The sequence below is a fragment of the Pyrococcus woesei genome (assembly GCF_050496105.1).
Classification (GTDB): domain Archaea; phylum Methanobacteriota_B; class Thermococci; order Thermococcales; family Thermococcaceae; genus Pyrococcus; species Pyrococcus furiosus.
In genome coordinates this window covers 430,804-444,310 of the sequence record NZ_CP179867.1, presented here as the reverse complement: position 1 = coordinate 444,310, position 13,507 = coordinate 430,804, and the positions used below count along the sequence as shown (strand labels likewise).

At 42.4% G+C, this 13,507-nt stretch carries 17 protein-coding genes, 1 tRNA gene and 2 pseudogenes; 1 reads left to right on the top strand and 19 read right to left on the bottom strand.

The genetic code is table 11. The annotated features are described in order from the left end of the window. Positions 1-163 precede the first annotated feature (163 nt). From gcvPB to ACMFNG_RS02600, 5 genes are all read right to left on the bottom strand, one after another. On the bottom strand, positions 164-1,672 hold the full coding sequence (gene gcvPB / locus ACMFNG_RS02620) for an aminomethyl-transferring glycine dehydrogenase subunit GcvPB (protein ID WP_011013144.1): 1,509 nt from the start codon (positions 1,670-1,672) through the stop codon (positions 164-166). Beyond that, entirely contained in the window at positions 1,673-3,019 is a 1,347-nt protein-coding gene (gene gcvPA / locus ACMFNG_RS02615) for an aminomethyl-transferring glycine dehydrogenase subunit GcvPA (RefSeq protein ID WP_011013143.1), read from the bottom strand. It abuts the gene before it with no gap. Between the two features lie 58 nt (positions 3,020-3,077). After that, positions 3,078-3,743, bottom strand: a complete 666-nt coding sequence (locus tag ACMFNG_RS02610; protein ID WP_193328785.1) for an HAD family hydrolase — start codon at positions 3,741-3,743, stop codon at positions 3,078-3,080. A 69-nt stretch (positions 3,744-3,812) separates the two neighbouring features. Next, positions 3,813-4,484 (bottom strand): hypothetical protein, encoded by a 672-nt coding sequence (locus ACMFNG_RS02605; protein ID WP_011013141.1) that lies wholly within the window; start codon positions 4,482-4,484, stop codon positions 3,813-3,815. Positions 4,485-4,826: 342 nt separating this feature from the next. Further along, positions 4,827-4,904, bottom strand: a tRNA-Arg gene (locus tag ACMFNG_RS02600). Positions 4,905-4,952: 48 nt separating this feature from the next. Here ACMFNG_RS02600 and dcd point away from each other — a divergent pair. After that, on the top strand, positions 4,953-5,423 hold the full coding sequence (gene dcd, locus ACMFNG_RS02595; protein WP_011013140.1) for a dCTP deaminase: 471 nt from the start codon (positions 4,953-4,955) through the stop codon (positions 5,421-5,423). Here dcd and ACMFNG_RS02590 read toward each other — a convergent pair. The 14 genes and pseudogenes from ACMFNG_RS02590 to ACMFNG_RS02525 all read right to left on the bottom strand — a co-directional run bounded on the left by ACMFNG_RS02590 (position 5,403) and on the right by ACMFNG_RS02525 (position 13,506). Then, complete coding sequence (locus ACMFNG_RS02590) at positions 5,403-5,945, bottom strand: hypothetical protein (protein ID WP_011013139.1); 543 nt, start codon at positions 5,943-5,945, stop codon at positions 5,403-5,405. The genes dcd and ACMFNG_RS02590 overlap by 21 nt on opposite strands. 104 nt (positions 5,946-6,049) lie before the next feature. Beyond that, positions 6,050-6,373 carry a 50S ribosomal protein P1 gene (gene rpl12p, locus ACMFNG_RS02585; protein ID WP_011013138.1) on the bottom strand — a complete coding sequence of 108 codons (324 nt, stop codon included), beginning with the start codon at positions 6,371-6,373 and terminating at the stop codon, positions 6,050-6,052. Positions 6,374-6,419: 46 nt separating this feature from the next. Then, entirely contained in the window at positions 6,420-7,439 is a 1,020-nt protein-coding gene (locus tag ACMFNG_RS02580) for a 50S ribosomal protein L10 (RefSeq protein ID WP_011013137.1), read from the bottom strand. A 5-nt stretch (positions 7,440-7,444) separates the two neighbouring features. Then, positions 7,445-8,095 carry a 50S ribosomal protein L1 gene (locus tag ACMFNG_RS02575; protein WP_011013136.1) on the bottom strand — a complete coding sequence of 217 codons (651 nt, stop codon included), beginning with the start codon at positions 8,093-8,095 and terminating at the stop codon, positions 7,445-7,447. A 78-nt stretch (positions 8,096-8,173) separates the two neighbouring features. Then, positions 8,174-8,668: a 50S ribosomal protein L11 gene (locus ACMFNG_RS02570; protein ID WP_011013135.1), complete on the bottom strand. Its 495-nt coding sequence runs from the start codon at positions 8,666-8,668 to the stop codon at positions 8,174-8,176. 11 nt (positions 8,669-8,679) lie between these two features. After that, a complete protein-coding gene (locus ACMFNG_RS02565) occupies positions 8,680-9,138 on the bottom strand; it encodes a transcription elongation factor Spt5 (protein WP_011013134.1) in 459 nt (152 codons plus the stop codon). 3 nt (positions 9,139-9,141) lie between these two features. Next, positions 9,142-9,327, bottom strand: a complete 186-nt coding sequence (locus ACMFNG_RS02560) for a protein translocase SEC61 complex subunit gamma (protein WP_014835520.1) — start codon at positions 9,325-9,327, stop codon at positions 9,142-9,144. 56 nt (positions 9,328-9,383) lie between these two features. After that, positions 9,384-10,502: a cell division protein FtsZ gene (gene ftsZ, locus ACMFNG_RS02555; protein ID WP_011013132.1), complete on the bottom strand. Its 1,119-nt coding sequence runs from the start codon at positions 10,500-10,502 to the stop codon at positions 9,384-9,386. Positions 10,503-10,570: 68 nt separating this feature from the next. Then, complete coding sequence (locus ACMFNG_RS02550) at positions 10,571-10,984, bottom strand: hypothetical protein (RefSeq protein WP_011013131.1); 414 nt, start codon at positions 10,982-10,984, stop codon at positions 10,571-10,573. Between the two features lie 86 nt (positions 10,985-11,070). After that, positions 11,071-11,280 carry a hypothetical protein gene (locus ACMFNG_RS02545; protein ID WP_430515269.1) on the bottom strand — a complete coding sequence of 70 codons (210 nt, stop codon included), beginning with the start codon at positions 11,278-11,280 and terminating at the stop codon, positions 11,071-11,073. Next, positions 11,281-11,370, bottom strand: a pseudogene (locus ACMFNG_RS02540) (hypothetical protein); the annotation flags it as partial. Next, positions 11,348-12,187 (bottom strand): IS200/IS605 family accessory protein TnpB-related protein, encoded by an 840-nt coding sequence (locus tag ACMFNG_RS02535; RefSeq protein WP_223208986.1) that lies wholly within the window; start codon positions 12,185-12,187, stop codon positions 11,348-11,350. The pseudogene ACMFNG_RS02540 and the gene ACMFNG_RS02535, both read right to left, overlap by 23 nt. A 92-nt stretch (positions 12,188-12,279) precedes the next feature. Further along, positions 12,280-12,904, bottom strand: a pseudogene (locus tag ACMFNG_RS02530) (IS607 family transposase). A gap of 62 nt (positions 12,905-12,966) precedes the next feature. After that, positions 12,967-13,506 (bottom strand): hypothetical protein, encoded by a 540-nt coding sequence (locus ACMFNG_RS02525; protein ID WP_011013126.1) that lies wholly within the window; start codon positions 13,504-13,506, stop codon positions 12,967-12,969. Between the last annotated feature and the right edge of the window lies 1 nt (position 13,507).

The following is a 13,507-nucleotide window of genomic DNA, read 5'->3' as shown; positions in this document are numbered from 1 at the left end:
AGAAGACCTCGGCTAACCCTCTTGTCATCATCTTCAGCGTGGCTAACGCTCCTCATCGGTCATATAAAATAGGCGGATTGGTTTTAAAAAAGAAACGATAAAAAGAAAGGGGATGATGAGCGTTTACCGGTCTGAGTTGTGATGATACTGGCACTGTCTGACCTTAGTAGTCAACTTCTCCTTTCTCTTTTAGCTCCTTGTACATTCTCCACGTAACAATTGGCTTCTTGGCTGCTAAAACATCGTCAACTCTTTTAACTGCCGTGTTGTGGGGAGCACTCTTAACGATCTCTGGGTTTGTGTAGGCCTCTTCGCTAATCCTCTTTAGAGCCTCAACGTAGGCATCTAGCTCCTCCTTACTTACGGTTTCAGTAGGTTCGATCATTAAGGCCTCATGTACAATTAGGGGGAAGTATATGGTTGGGGCGTGCATTCCAAAGTCTAAGAGCCTCTTTGCAACGTCTAGAGCTTTAACTCCAGTCTCTTTCTTCATGGGTTCTGCTGAGAATACAACTTCGTGCTTCCTGAGCTCTTTCCCTGGGAGAGAATATCCCCTTGTCCCCTTGAGCTTTTGGGTTAGATAGTTTGCGTTTAAAACTGCTATCTCACTCACTTCTCTCAGGCCATCTCTTCCCATTATCTTAAGGTAAGTTAATGCCCTCACAAGAACTGCAAAGTTTCCATAAAGCTCCTTCACCTTTCCAATGCTCTTTGGCACGTTGTAGTCAAGGTAATACCTACCGCTTTTCTCGTCATAACTCACCAGTGGCACTGGTAGATAATCTTTCAGAAACTCTTTAACTCCTACGGGCCCAGCCCCTGGACCTCCTCCACCGTGAGGAGTTGAAAACGTCTTGTGGAGGTTGAGGTGCACAATGTCAAATCCCATGTCTCCAGGCCTTATCTTTCCAAGAATTCCATTGAGGTTCGCACCATCGTAGTAGAGCAACCCCCCAGCCTTGTGGATTATCTTAGCTATTTCCACTATCTCATCTTCGAATATTCCCAGGGTGTTTGGGTTTGTCAGCATTAATCCAGCAGTTCTTTCACTTACGGCATTTTCTAATGCCTCTAAATCAATTGTTCCATTCTCATTGGATGGTATTTCAATAACTTTGAATCCTGCCATTGCTGCTGATGCTGGATTTGTTCCGTGAGCTGAGTCTGGAACTAACATTTCATTTCTCTGGGGCTCTCCATTGTCTAAATGATAGGCTCTAATTATCATCACTCCAGTAAACTCTCCATTTGCTCCAGCTGCTGGTTGGAGAGTAAAGCGATCCATGCCTGTTATCTCCTTAAGCCACTGCTCGAGCTCCCACATTATTGCAAGTGCACCTTGAACTGTTCTCTCATCTTGATAGGGATGAATGTAAGCAACTTTTGGATGAGTGGCGATCTCCTCGTTTATCTTTGGATTATACTTCATTGTACATGAGCCAAGTGGATATATTCCAGAGTCAACGCCGTAATTCATCTCGCTTAGCCTTGTGTAGTGCTTAACTATTTCAGGCTCGCTTAACTCTGGAAGTTCAAGCTTACTCTTCCTCCTCAACTTCTCGGGAATATCAACCTTTATGTCTTCAATGGGCTTAGGAAGAGTGTATCCAACTCTCCCAGGCCTTGAGAGCTCGAAAATTAGCGGTTCATCCCATTTTGCCTGTCTGAACATTTACAACACCTCCCTAAGGGCATCTATCAGTGCATCAATCCATTCCTTTCTTGTAGTCTCTGTAGCTGCAAAGAGGGCACTTTCTCCAAGCTCTGGGAAATGGGGCTTAACGTAGTAACCACCGTGAATATTTTTCTGCAATAGATGCTCGTGGATTTCTTGGTAGGGCTTTTCGAATTTTACAAGAACGTCCTTGAAGTTCACGCCATCAAAAGGTATCTCTGCAACTTCACTGAGCCTCTTCTTTAGATAGGCGGTATTTTTCAGTATTACTTCCCCAAGCTCTTGCATTCCCTTGGGTCCCAGGGAAGCTATGTGGATCGCTGCGGCCACTGCCACTAGAGCTTCATTTGAACAAATGTTTGAAGTAGCTTTAGCTCTCCTTATGTGTTGCTCTCTCGTCTGGAGTGTCATCACGAAGGCTCTCTTTCCTTCTGCGTCCTTCGTCATTCCTATAATTCTCCCAGGCATCTGTCTGATAAATTTAGGATCGTTTCTAGTTGCGAAAATTCCGGCCCTGGGCCCCCCAAAGTTCATTGGACTTCCAAAGTATGAAGCTTCTCCAACAACTATATCTGCTCCTAATTCTCCCGGGGCCTCTACTACTCCTAAAATCGTTGGATCAACTCCGACTACGAAGTATGCTCCCGCTTCATGGGCTATCTCTCCAATCTCTTGAATGTTTTCTTCAAGAAGTCCAAAGAAGTTTGGTATCTCTACGTAAACTCCAGCAGCATCGTTAACCTTCTCTTTTAAATCTTCAAGATCAACTTGGCCTCTATCATTCCACTTTACCTCCACTATTTCCAGATTTGCTCCTCTGGTGTAGGTTTTTAGAACTTGCATTCTCTCGGGATGTGTGTGCTTAGGAACGACGAACTTTAATCTCTTTCCTCTGTGAAGTCTTACCGTCATTAAGGCTGCCTCACCTAAAGCTGAGCCCCAGTCGTACATTGACGAATTGACAACGGGCAATCCTACGAGTTCAGCTATCAGGCTTTGATATTCGAAGAGAGCCTGGAGCATTCCCTGGCTTATCTCGGCCTGGTAAGGGGTGTAAGAAGTTAGGAACTCACTTCTCTCTATGAGGTATTTTACATGAGCTGGAACGTAGTGGAAATAAGTTCCTGCTCCGAGAAATGTTGGCATCTCCAGCACGGTCTTGTTCTTGCTTAGAATCTCGTTCATCTCCATGAATACCTCGTATTCACTTTTTCCTTCTGGAACGTTGAACTCCCTTATGAATCCCTCTGGAACATCTGCAAAGAGTTCTTCTATTGAAGAAAAGCCGATTTCCTTTAGCATTTCTTCTTTATGAGCTGAGTTAGGAATGTAGTGCTTTCCCATAATTTTTCCCTCATAAAATCTTTTAACATAGAAAAATATATGCCTTTCTGTTTTCTGTCTATCTAGATTTCAAATTCTTAACTACATCAAGAAGGCTCCAAAGATCGTAGATCACATGTAAATGAGGAATTTGGGCCAAAATATCATCGCTAACGAACCTCGCGGTGTAGGGGAAGTACATCCATACGTATTCAGTATTTTCATCTCCCCTTCCTATGAAGCGCCATGGCTTGTCATCAACCCAAACAAATGTATCATACCCATACTTTTCCCTCACAATGCTAAATGCCTCGCAGATCGTGATATCCCTTCCAAATATTATTACATCATCAAAAAGATCGTAAAGGCCACTAATCTTTAGCCTGTATTCTTTTATTCCTGGGATAAAGTCCTCTGCCGAGAAAGAAATCACTATATGCCCGTCTTCTTTTAGCCTTTCCAAAACTTCTCTTGCTCCATCAAGAGGCTTTGTAAGCTTGGCTCTTTCCTCAAACCATGCTCTCGCAAATTTTCCTTGGAAAATCTTCATTGGGGGCTTTATTTTTCTTCCGTGCTTTCCGAACTTTGGCCTCTCAAATTGGAGTTCTAACTTTGTTAATAACTTTGCTATATACCTCTTCCCAGGGAGCCAAGGATAAGTACGTTTTAAAGCTCTGTAGAAGGCCTCCTCTATGCATGAGTAGCTATCTACTAGTGTTCCATCAAAGTCAAAGGCTATGATCATCAGAGAGCTACACATCTGGAGGAGTTTTAAAGTTATTGCCATTCAACTTCAAAGATAGCTTTTGGGAGTTTAGTCCTCTTTTATAAGTATTATCCACGCTACATTGATGTACGCAGTATTGCCTATTTTTCTAGCTGTTGTGATCTTTACTTGGTATATGTTGTCACTCACTTTATTTGTAGATACTGTGAGATAGTATGATGCCTCGATAAAACCTATGGAGGAAAATGACGTTTCGTATGTTTCATTCCCATAACTTATCCTGTAATTGTAGGATATTACACCTGTGTAAGTTACTGACTTATTTCTTGGCAGAAGTTCAATGAGTAAATCATCAACATGAATCCTTTGAGGCATGAAGTTGAACTTGGATTCAGCATTATATACATGCACAACTACGTACTTATAAACTGCATGATCTATAAGTAGAGTAGTTTCATTTAGGATAGTGGTGTTTAATATAAACGTCTTAGAAAAGTTGGAGTAGGGCTCATAAATTAAGATCTTCCATGTCTCATTCATTTTTAGTACATTTAGATATAGGTCTTTTGCTTCTTTTAAGATATTACTAAACTCTTTTGTTGCAAGCTTATATGTTCGGTTCTCGATTGTAAAAGCGTTAGATTGGGGGTTGGTATTATTAGTAGTTGTAGAGGGATGTTCATGATTGGAGATATATACTAGGACGGCTAGTACGAGAATAATGGTAAAAACTAGAGAAAGCTTCTTGGATATCATCATGCCCACTACCAAATCTTTTTTCCCATTTTATTAAAAATTCACTTTTTTTACTTTGTACCATATGAAACACTTTTCTTGGGGGTCCGGTACATTATAGTGGGTTGCTCATAGGCATAGGTTGGCCGTCTAGTTAAGATTCATGATTCTATTAACCAATTGATATTTTTTGTGAAACTCTGAAACTCCAATAGCTCTCGTAACTTCCTCAATAAGGAGTTTCACACCCCAGAGTTCTTTACACTTTTGGTAAGCAAAGACACTTTAATGTGAGCTGTATTGTTGAAAAGCTTCTTGGAATGGCTTTTTTAGTTAGAAGTTTGAGAAATAGTTAGGATTTGTGATTGGCGGGCCGGCCGGGATTTGAACCCGGGACCTTCGGCTCCGAAGGCCGACGCCCCATCCAGGCTAGGCCACCGGCCCTCAGAAAAGGCTTTAAATTAAATTAAAAATAAAGGTTTCGGTGGTAAAATGCTACTTCCAGACTGGAAAATCAGAAAAGAAATACTTATAGAGCCATTTTCTGAAGAATCGCTCCAACCAGCAGGTTATGACCTCAGAGTGGGCAGAGAGGCTTTTGTTAAGGGGAAATTAATCGACGTGGAAAAGGAAGGAAAAGTCGTTATTCCTCCAAGGGAATACGCCTTAATCCTAACCCTCGAGAGGATAAAGTTGCCCGACGATGTTATGGGGGATATGAAGATAAGGAGCAGTTTAGCAAGAGAAGGGGTTATTGGTTCTTTTGCTTGGGTTGACCCAGGATGGGATGGAAACTTAACACTAATGCTCTACAATGCCTCAAATGAACCTGTCGAATTAAGATATGGAGAGAGATTTGTGCAGATCGCATTTATAAGGCTAGAGGGTCCGGCAAGAAACCCTTACAGAGGAAACTATCAGGGGAGCACAAGGTTAGCGTTTTCAAAGAGAAAGAAACTCTAGCGTCTTTTCAATAGCATCCTCAATATCTCGTGTGAAGTAATCAATGTAAATACTTGCTGGGTGGGTTTTTAGGGATTCAAACTCGTAAGATGGGCCTGTATAGCAGAAAACTATTTTTGCCTCTTCTTCATTTATCTTTCTGTGAATAAAAAATCCAACATCCACACTAGTTCCAAAAGATATTGTTTGCGTGATTACCAACAAGATCTTGGCATTATTTTTGATCTTATACTCTATTTCTCCTTTCTCCCTCCAATTTGCCCAGAATAAACCTGGGTAGTATACATTCACTCCTCTCTTTTTAAGTTCCTTATAGATTTCGTACATAGTTAGAAGATTGTCGAAGTCTATGTGCCCTGTTAAGTAAACATCAAAATCTTTATGATGATCTTTTATAAGTTCCAGAACTCTCTTATTTTTCTCTTTAATTCTCTCTACATCATCTTTTTCTTCTTTTGATAGGTACATTCCTCTCTCAAGTTTAACTAAGGTTAAGAACTCTTGAGCTGTTAAGCCATCCACATTAATCCCTCTCTTGTATATAATTTTGTCAAAGCATTATAAAAATTACAAAATTACCATGTTTTATGACTGTAAGATATGGAGAAAAGGGAAGAAAAACGAAGTCATCCAAAGAGTGCGCTGAGTCCAGCAAGGGCTTCCTCTTCGGAGACCTCTTCTTCCTTCTCCTCTTCTTCCTTCTTTTCCTCTTCTTTCTTCTCTTCTCCTCCTCCTGCGGGAGCTGCTGCTGGGGCTGCAGCAACTGCAACTGGCATTGCTGCCTTTTCAATTACCTCGTCAATGTTAACTCCTTCAAGGGCTGCAACTAGGGCCTTTATTCTTGCCTCATCTGGCTCAACACCTGCAGCCTGGAGGACAGCCTTAAGGTTCTCCTCATTTATCTCTTTCCCAACGCTGTGTAGGAGCAGAGCAGCATACACATACTCCATCTCTTCACACCTCCGATCAGCTTTATTTATTGAGAGTACGCGTGATTCATCCAAATAGAGCACTCAATCCGGCAAGAGCCTCCTCCTCGGAGGCTTCTTCATCCTCTTTTTCCTCTTCAACCTTTTCCTCCTTCTTTTCCTCCTCAACCTGGGCTACGCTAACTTGAGCCTGTGCACTTAAAAGCTCTTTGGTCTTCTCATCTAGCACATCTTCAGGCAATTGCTGGGCAAGGAGTAGCATTGCTCTGATGGCCCTTCCAATGATATCTGAGATTGTCTCCTTGGTAATGTAGCCAGCTTCCACGGCCACAGCCTTTGCGTTGAGGAATGCCTTCTGAATAATTGCTTCGATTGTCTGAGGCGTTGGATAGGCTATGTTTACTGCCAAGTTGAATGCGTGCATGTAGGCCTTTTGGAGCATGTTTATGTACTCGCTCTCATCGATGGCCAATACGTCTGGGGTGTAAATTATTCCATCCTCATAAACAGCAAGCAAGTCCAAACCTACTTCAAGTGGTTGAATTCCGAGAGCATTAAGAATATTTGCTAACTCGGGAGTTATCTCTTCTCCAGCCTTCAGCACAACGGTGTCCTTTTGTATTGTTACCTTACCCCTCTCGATTCTTGCAGGTATTCCCATGGCCTGCATCTGACCAACTATTGGCCCAGGAGCTAGAGAAGTTGGACCGGCGGGAATTACGACATCCTTAGGAACCTTTGCTCCAGGTTTGGCTGGGGCAGGTTGTCTGTTCTGCTGAAGGAACTTGTAAAGCTTGAATGGATTCATTGTTGTAACTAAAATTCCAGCTCCGCCCTCTATGTAGTTTATTAGCTTTTCAAGCTCTGGCTTTCCTAGTTCTTGAGCAACCTTCTTTATTGCAAGCTCTATGAGAGTGTTCCTAGACACCCTAAGGAGGCCATTGTTTTCCCTGATTAACCTCCTCATCTGTGAAAGTGGGTAAGCAGGCATGCTTGAAACGTCAACCAGTGCAACTACTGGATAACTTTTGATTAGATTTGCGAGCTCTTCAACTTCCTTTTTCTTCCACTCGGCTACGTGAGCCATTCACATCACCCCTCTATCTTAACAGCTGGGCCCATTGTTGTCTTAACGTACACTGACTTAACTTGACTCTCTCCCCTCTCGAGCTTTCCTATTATTGCGTTGAGGACTGCCTCAATGTTCTCTGCAATCTCTTCATCACTCATTTTTTCTGTTCCTACTGGAGCGTGGACAACTGGGTTGTTCTTGAGCTGTATTCTTACGGTTTTCTTTAATTTTTCAACTATTGGAGTTAGGTCAGTAAGTGTTGGGGGGACTACAACGGGCATCTTGTTCCTGGGACCTAGATACCTACCCAGGTATCTACCGATCTTTGGCATCAAGGGGGCTTCGGCAATAAAGAAGTCGTACTTTTTAGCAAGCTTTCTAGCTTGCCTTGGGCTGCTCGCAATCTCCTCCAACTCCGCACTACTAATAACATCTAGCCCGAGCTTCCTCGCCGCCTCAGCAACGGCACCATCAGCGATGACCGCGATCTTAACATCCTTCCCTCTCCCATGAGGAAGGACTACCTCAAGCTTAAATCTATTTTCAGGTCTCTTAAGGTCAATATCCTTCAAGTTCACTGCCACTTCGACACTCTGTGTGAAGTTACGCGGCTTGGCCCGGGCCTTAGCCTCCTTCACCGCTTTCACGATTTTCTGCCTGTCAAAGGGCATTGTAGCTTCCCTCCTATATTTTTTAAATAAAAATCAAGTGGTGGGTAAAAGAAAATGTTTTTAAATTTTTCTTATCCTCTACTCCTTCTCAGCCTTCTCAAACAACTCGTCGTAAACCCCCTCATCAATTTCCTTTTGCACTTCCCTAGGATCCTTTCCTTCCACTGTAACTCCCATGCTCAGTGCTGTTCCTATAACTTCCTTTGCGGCGGCCTTAAGTGTTAAAGCAAGCATCTGATCCTTCTTCATCTTAGCTATCTTTATGACCTGCTCCATTGTCAAGTTGCCAACTATATTGTGCTTTGGCTCTCCACTTCCCTTCTCGAGCCCAAGTTCCTTCTTTATCAGTTGGCTTGTTGGTGGAACACCGACTTCAATTTCGAACTGCTTTGTAACTGGATCAACTATGATCTTCACTGGAACTTGCATGCCAGCAAAGTCCTTTGTCGCCTCATTGATCTTATCAACGACCTGCTTAACGTTTAATCCTAGTGGACCAATTGCTGGACCAAGGGGAGGACCGGGAGTGGCCTTTCCACCCTCAACAAGCACCTCAACTACCTGCTTTGGCATTTCTTCTCACCTCACTCCTCCTTCTGCAGCTTGCTTATAAGCCTAACGTAATCTCCCTTTATGGTAACGGGAATGGGAACTATGGCATCAATGAACTGAACAACAACTTCATCCTTACTCTCATCAATTTTGACAACTTTTGCCTTTTGTCCCTTAAATGGACCGGCAATAACTTCAACGAGGTCTCCAGGTTCAAGCCCACTAACAGCTGGCTTCTCCTCTAGAAAGTGCTCTATTTCCTTAAAGGGAACCTCTCCTGGAAGAACACCTCTAGCGTGTCTAATTCCCCTTATTGCCTCATCCACAACGCCTTTATTTGGAGCCTCAACAAAAATATATCCTTTAACTCTAGAAGGAGCCAGAATAGCATAGATAGGAAGATTGTAAGTTCTAACCTTACTGTAAATTAGCTTTGCAGTTGTCTCTTCCTGTCCATGAGTCACTCTCACAGCAAAGATTTTCCCTGCCATCTTTTACCCTCCAAGGATTAAGATTCCCACAATTCTTATTAGCATCCCAATTAGACCAATTAAAATGATTCCGAGCCCAGTTATTTTTGCTGCCCTCTTATAAGTAGCCCAGTTAGGCTTCTTTGTCACGAGGAAGACTCTTCTTGACTCCTTCCAGAAGTGCCTGATTCTCTCCTGTAATTCTGCCATTCCTTGCCCCCCACTTCCATGGTCACAGTTTTATTTAAAAATTTTAGGAAAGGCAACTAAAGCTCTGGTATGCTGATTTCAATTGATGGTGATTCTTCAGGAGTTTCAAGTGGTGTTTCTTCCTCGGGAGTGATATATCTTGATGTAACTCCTGTGATGACAACCATTACTCTAATTGTCTTCTCAAGCTCTGGCTCCAGCTGTATTCCCCAAATCACCTGGGCCTTTGGATCGACGTTTCTTGTGACATACTCTATTATCTGTTGAGCTTCCTCTAGCTTAACATCTGCACCGCTTATGTGGATGAGAGCACCTGTGGCTCCGCTTATGTCAACATCAAGCAATGGACTATTCAATGCCTGCTCAGCTGCCTCCAAAGCTCTCTTCTCGCTGTCACTCTCTCCAATTCCAATCATTGCAACTCCTCCATCCTTCATTACAGCTCTAACGTCATTGAAGTCCAGATTAACAAGTCCAGGCTTGGTTATGAGCTCCGTTATTCCCTTTACTGCCTGAACGAGGATTTCATCTGCAACCTTGAATGCCATCTGAATCGGCAGCTTTGGTGCCACCTCCAGGAGCTTATCATTGGGAATTACTATCACGGTGTCCGAATACTTGACTAGCCTCTTTAGCCCATATTCAGCATTCTTGGCCCTTCTAATTCCCTCCATGGTGAAGGGTAAAGTAACTACTGAAACCGTCAATGCTCCCATCTTCCTAGCAATCTCAGCTATAACTGGAGCGGCACCAGTTCCAGTTCCTCCTCCAAGTCCACAGGTGATGAATACCATGTCGGCCCCTTCAAGTGCATCTCTAAGCTCCCTCTCACTCTCCTTCGCAGCCTCTTCTCCAATCTTTGGATCGTTACCTGCCCCAAGACCCCTTGTCAATTCCTTCCCAATTAGTATCTTCTGGTGGGCCTTAACCTTTAGCAAGTCCTGGGCATCGGTGTTCACGGCAATTATCTTTGCTCCGGTAACACCAACTTCCATCATTCTATTCACAGTATTACATCCAGCTCCACCGACACCGACAACGTAAATCCTTGCTTTTATCTGCTCTACTATTTTCTTTAACTCCTCATCTATGCTTGACTGAGGAACTTGAACTTCAGGGACCTTATTTTCCTCTTCGGAGACTCTTCCAACGACATTCTCTACGAGCTTTAGCATACTTCGAACCCCCCGTTAATTGACACTCTGGGTAAAAATTTGGTAAACAAAAATATATAAACTTCACCCTACTGTCTAACTACAACCCTAGGAATTGGAATTGGAGATGGCATTCCCATTTCCTTTGTTATCATCATAGCGAAGGGAATCAGCAAGTTGTTTGCAAAGTTTACTACCTCAGCAACGAGCTCTCCAGGTAGCTTTTTCTCCTTCTCCCAGTTGTCGAGAATGTTATCTACATCCTCTCTATTCCTGGGAAGATAAAAGACGATCATTCTTATCATTCCCTTTCCAACTTCGGGAGAATAAATGATATTGTACGTTAGCTCCACCTCTATACCCTTAACTTTGCCATTTGGAAGATTTATCTCCCCTAGCCTGAGCTCCTCAATCTTGGGGTTTAGCGAAACCTCAACCTGGCCCCCAGGAACAGGGTTTTTCTCAAACTCTACTCTTATTATGTTATGTCCAAGTATAGCCATTTCACGTCACCAAAGAAAGAAGAAGTGCAGGAGCTTATTAAGGTTATCTTTTCCTCAAAGTCTAATCTTTTGGTGAGGGGTTCTCCCTACGGGGGTTTTGGTGTGATTTTGTGGAATTTTATTCCAATTCTTTGTTTTTCTACTGCTATAACCCCGTAGGGATTGGTCTTCATCGGCCCTTCATCGAGACTCGGAACCTCCAACCCTTTCAGGGCAACCCCAGGGCCCCACATCCGAAGGTTTAAGACGGCAATAAAATCCCTATCCTCAACCAAACCACAATTCGAGCACTTCATTAACCGCCCCTCTTGGGGTATTAATCGACCCCCGCATACGGGGCAAGTGCGGGAAGAATTCCTCGGATTAACATAAACAAACAGGAACACCAAACCACTTAGCCTTATACTCTATCAACCTTTGCAATTCACGAGCATTCCACTTGGAGAGTTTTCTATTTAAACCCTTTGAACCCCTCAAGACATTCTCCTTTATACCATTCAAATCCTCGAGAATTATACCCATTCCTCTTTCCCTCGCAATCTCAACAATCTTGTTGGCCAACTTGTGCAGGAAATCCTTTGACTTATTCCTCTCTCTCCTTGAATACTTCTTCAAGAGTTTTTCACTCAGTTTTTTATTCCACGCTGAAATCTTCTGGATTTTCTGTCTTTTTACCTCGTAAACACGGTGAATGTGATACAGTTCGCGAGTGTCGAAATTGTAAACTGTTAAATTGGCCAAAACGGTAACGTTGGTCAAGTTTATGTCCACACTCATCCAATCCCTTGGCTTGAAGTACTCTACAGTTTTTACAAAGTTCAAAACGAGTTTATCTGGAAACAAAAACAATCCACCGAGTTTTATTTTTCCCTCAAACAATTCCTTCAGGAATGGGAGTAGGTAAGGATAATTTGCCAGATTCACCTCTAGATAATATTTTCTTGGGATTATTGTTATCCTCAGCACTGAACCCTTGAGGGTGAAGAGTGTGGATTTTACATAAACGAATTTCTTCTTCAGCTTTGGTTCCCGAACTTTCTTGCCCCTCCTGAGTTTCCGCTTGTAGGACTTTACAAGCCCAAGCATTTGGTTTATTGCGGAGTCAACGTAGTGGGCGGCATAATTCCACTCTTTGAGGAGTTTGTCTCGGAGTTGCTTCCTCTCGACTTTCGTGAATTTTTCAGTACTAAGGATTTTTTTCAAGAGTGATTTTTGCCAGTTTGTGATACTCTTCAATAAAGTCTAGGATAATCTTATCAGGTTGGAGTGGGATTGAGTATGCCTTGACGATGGTTTCATTCTTGGAGGAGTTGTTTTTCATTCTCTACAACCTCTTTGTACTTGTGGGAATGCATTCCATATAATTTACCAGCAAAGTGCGAGATGATTGTTATCAAGTCTTCAATGAGTTCTTCTCTTAGCTCTTTTTGAGTTTCGTTGATTATTATTATCTCTGTTCCAAGGGCTTGAAAGAGTGTTTTGAGTGTTTTGAATCCAAATCTTGTTAGTCTGTCGGGATGTGTGATGATGACTTTGACACTTTCTTGTTTGCCACCATTTTGAGGAGTTTTTCCTCTTTTCATTCAATCCCGAACTAATGTCCTTGAGGATTTCAACATTCCAGCCTTTTTCTTTCGCATACTGTTGGATTGCCTGTACTTGCCTCTTCAAGTCATCTTTTTGTGTTCTACTTGAGACTCTTGCATAACCAACCACTTTTCTCTCCTCGTGGATTCCGAGTATCCTCTTTATTTCACTTTCTGGAATGCTTCTTCGCCCACCAGGTGTTCTGATAACTCTGATTTTTCCCTGTTTGTCCCAATTCTGAAGTGTTTTTACAGTAACTCCAAGGATTTTTGATGCCTCTTTCAAAGTATAATGCCTCTCCATATATATAAAGTGCACACTCACCCTTTCCATTATTTTCCATGAAATTACACAAAAAGAAAAACAATTAGAAACGGTTTTAACTTTCAAAAACTTTATGTAGGGCTGTACTCTTGCCTCTTGAACCAGAGGATAAAAATCAAAGTATACACTACAAGGAAGGGCAACAATTCTTTCTGAAGTCCAAACGCTTCAATCAACGCTCCCCAGGAGAAGATGATCCAGAGGGTCTTAAGAAGATAATAAGCTCTTCTGTTTTTGCTATAATCAAACATTAGGAGTATATAGAAGACCCAGTAACTGGCCAAGATGGATAATATCCATCCTGCTCCATGAAGCTTGAGGGTAAGTAATATAAAGAATCCTAGGAGGTACCCCATAAGCACGTTGCTAACACTCTCATCCTTCCTGGACTTTATTATGACGTTCAAGTGGAATAAGTAAGAGGATAATGTAGATAGAGCAAGCCACGAGATGATTGCAATGTATGAATTGTTATACTTAATTCCCGCAACAAAGGTTGAGGAAAATACTAAAACCGCCAAGGAGGAATGGAAAGACCTTGTTCTAACTCCTACAATCACTCCAAGAATAATGGAAAAATAAAGAAACAGAGTATAAACACTCCCCACCATT

Bases quoted from the DNA above. Each gene is read 5' to 3' on its own strand.
- dcd (WP_011013140.1), top strand. From the start codon at position 4,953: ATGCTACTTCCAGACTGGAAAATCAGAAAAGAAATACTTATAGAGCCA.
- ACMFNG_RS02610 (WP_193328785.1), bottom strand. From the start codon at position 3,743: ATGATCATAGCCTTTGACTTTGATGGAACACTAGTAGATAGCTACTCA.
- ACMFNG_RS02605 (WP_011013141.1), bottom strand. From the start codon at position 4,484: ATGATGATATCCAAGAAGCTTTCTCTAGTTTTTACCATTATTCTCGTA.
- ACMFNG_RS02560 (WP_014835520.1), bottom strand. From the start codon at position 9,327: ATGGCAGAATTACAGGAGAGAATCAGGCACTTCTGGAAGGAGTCAAGA.
- ACMFNG_RS02550 (WP_011013131.1), bottom strand. From the start codon at position 10,984: ATGGCTATACTTGGACATAACATAATAAGAGTAGAGTTTGAGAAAAAC.
- ACMFNG_RS02575 (WP_011013136.1), bottom strand. From the start codon at position 8,095: ATGCCCTTTGACAGGCAGAAAATCGTGAAAGCGGTGAAGGAGGCTAAG.
- rpl12p (WP_011013138.1), bottom strand. From the start codon at position 6,373: ATGGAGTATGTGTATGCTGCTCTGCTCCTACACAGCGTTGGGAAAGAG.
- gcvPB (WP_011013144.1), bottom strand. From the start codon at position 1,672: ATGTTCAGACAGGCAAAATGGGATGAACCGCTAATTTTCGAGCTCTCA.
- ACMFNG_RS02565 (WP_011013134.1), bottom strand. From the start codon at position 9,138: ATGGCAGGGAAAATCTTTGCTGTGAGAGTGACTCATGGACAGGAAGAG.
- ftsZ (WP_011013132.1), bottom strand. From the start codon at position 10,502: ATGCTAAAGCTCGTAGAGAATGTCGTTGGAAGAGTCTCCGAAGAGGAA.
- gcvPA (WP_011013143.1), bottom strand. From the start codon at position 3,019: ATGGGAAAGCACTACATTCCTAACTCAGCTCATAAAGAAGAAATGCTA.
- ACMFNG_RS02570 (WP_011013135.1), bottom strand. From the start codon at position 8,668: ATGCCAAAGCAGGTAGTTGAGGTGCTTGTTGAGGGTGGAAAGGCCACT.
- ACMFNG_RS02525 (WP_011013126.1), bottom strand. From the start codon at position 13,506: ATGGTGGGGAGTGTTTATACTCTGTTTCTTTATTTTTCCATTATTCTT.
- ACMFNG_RS02580 (WP_011013137.1), bottom strand. From the start codon at position 7,439: ATGGCTCACGTAGCCGAGTGGAAGAAAAAGGAAGTTGAAGAGCTCGCA.
- ACMFNG_RS02545 (WP_430515269.1), bottom strand. From the start codon at position 11,280: ATGAAGTGCTCGAATTGTGGTTTGGTTGAGGATAGGGATTTTATTGCC.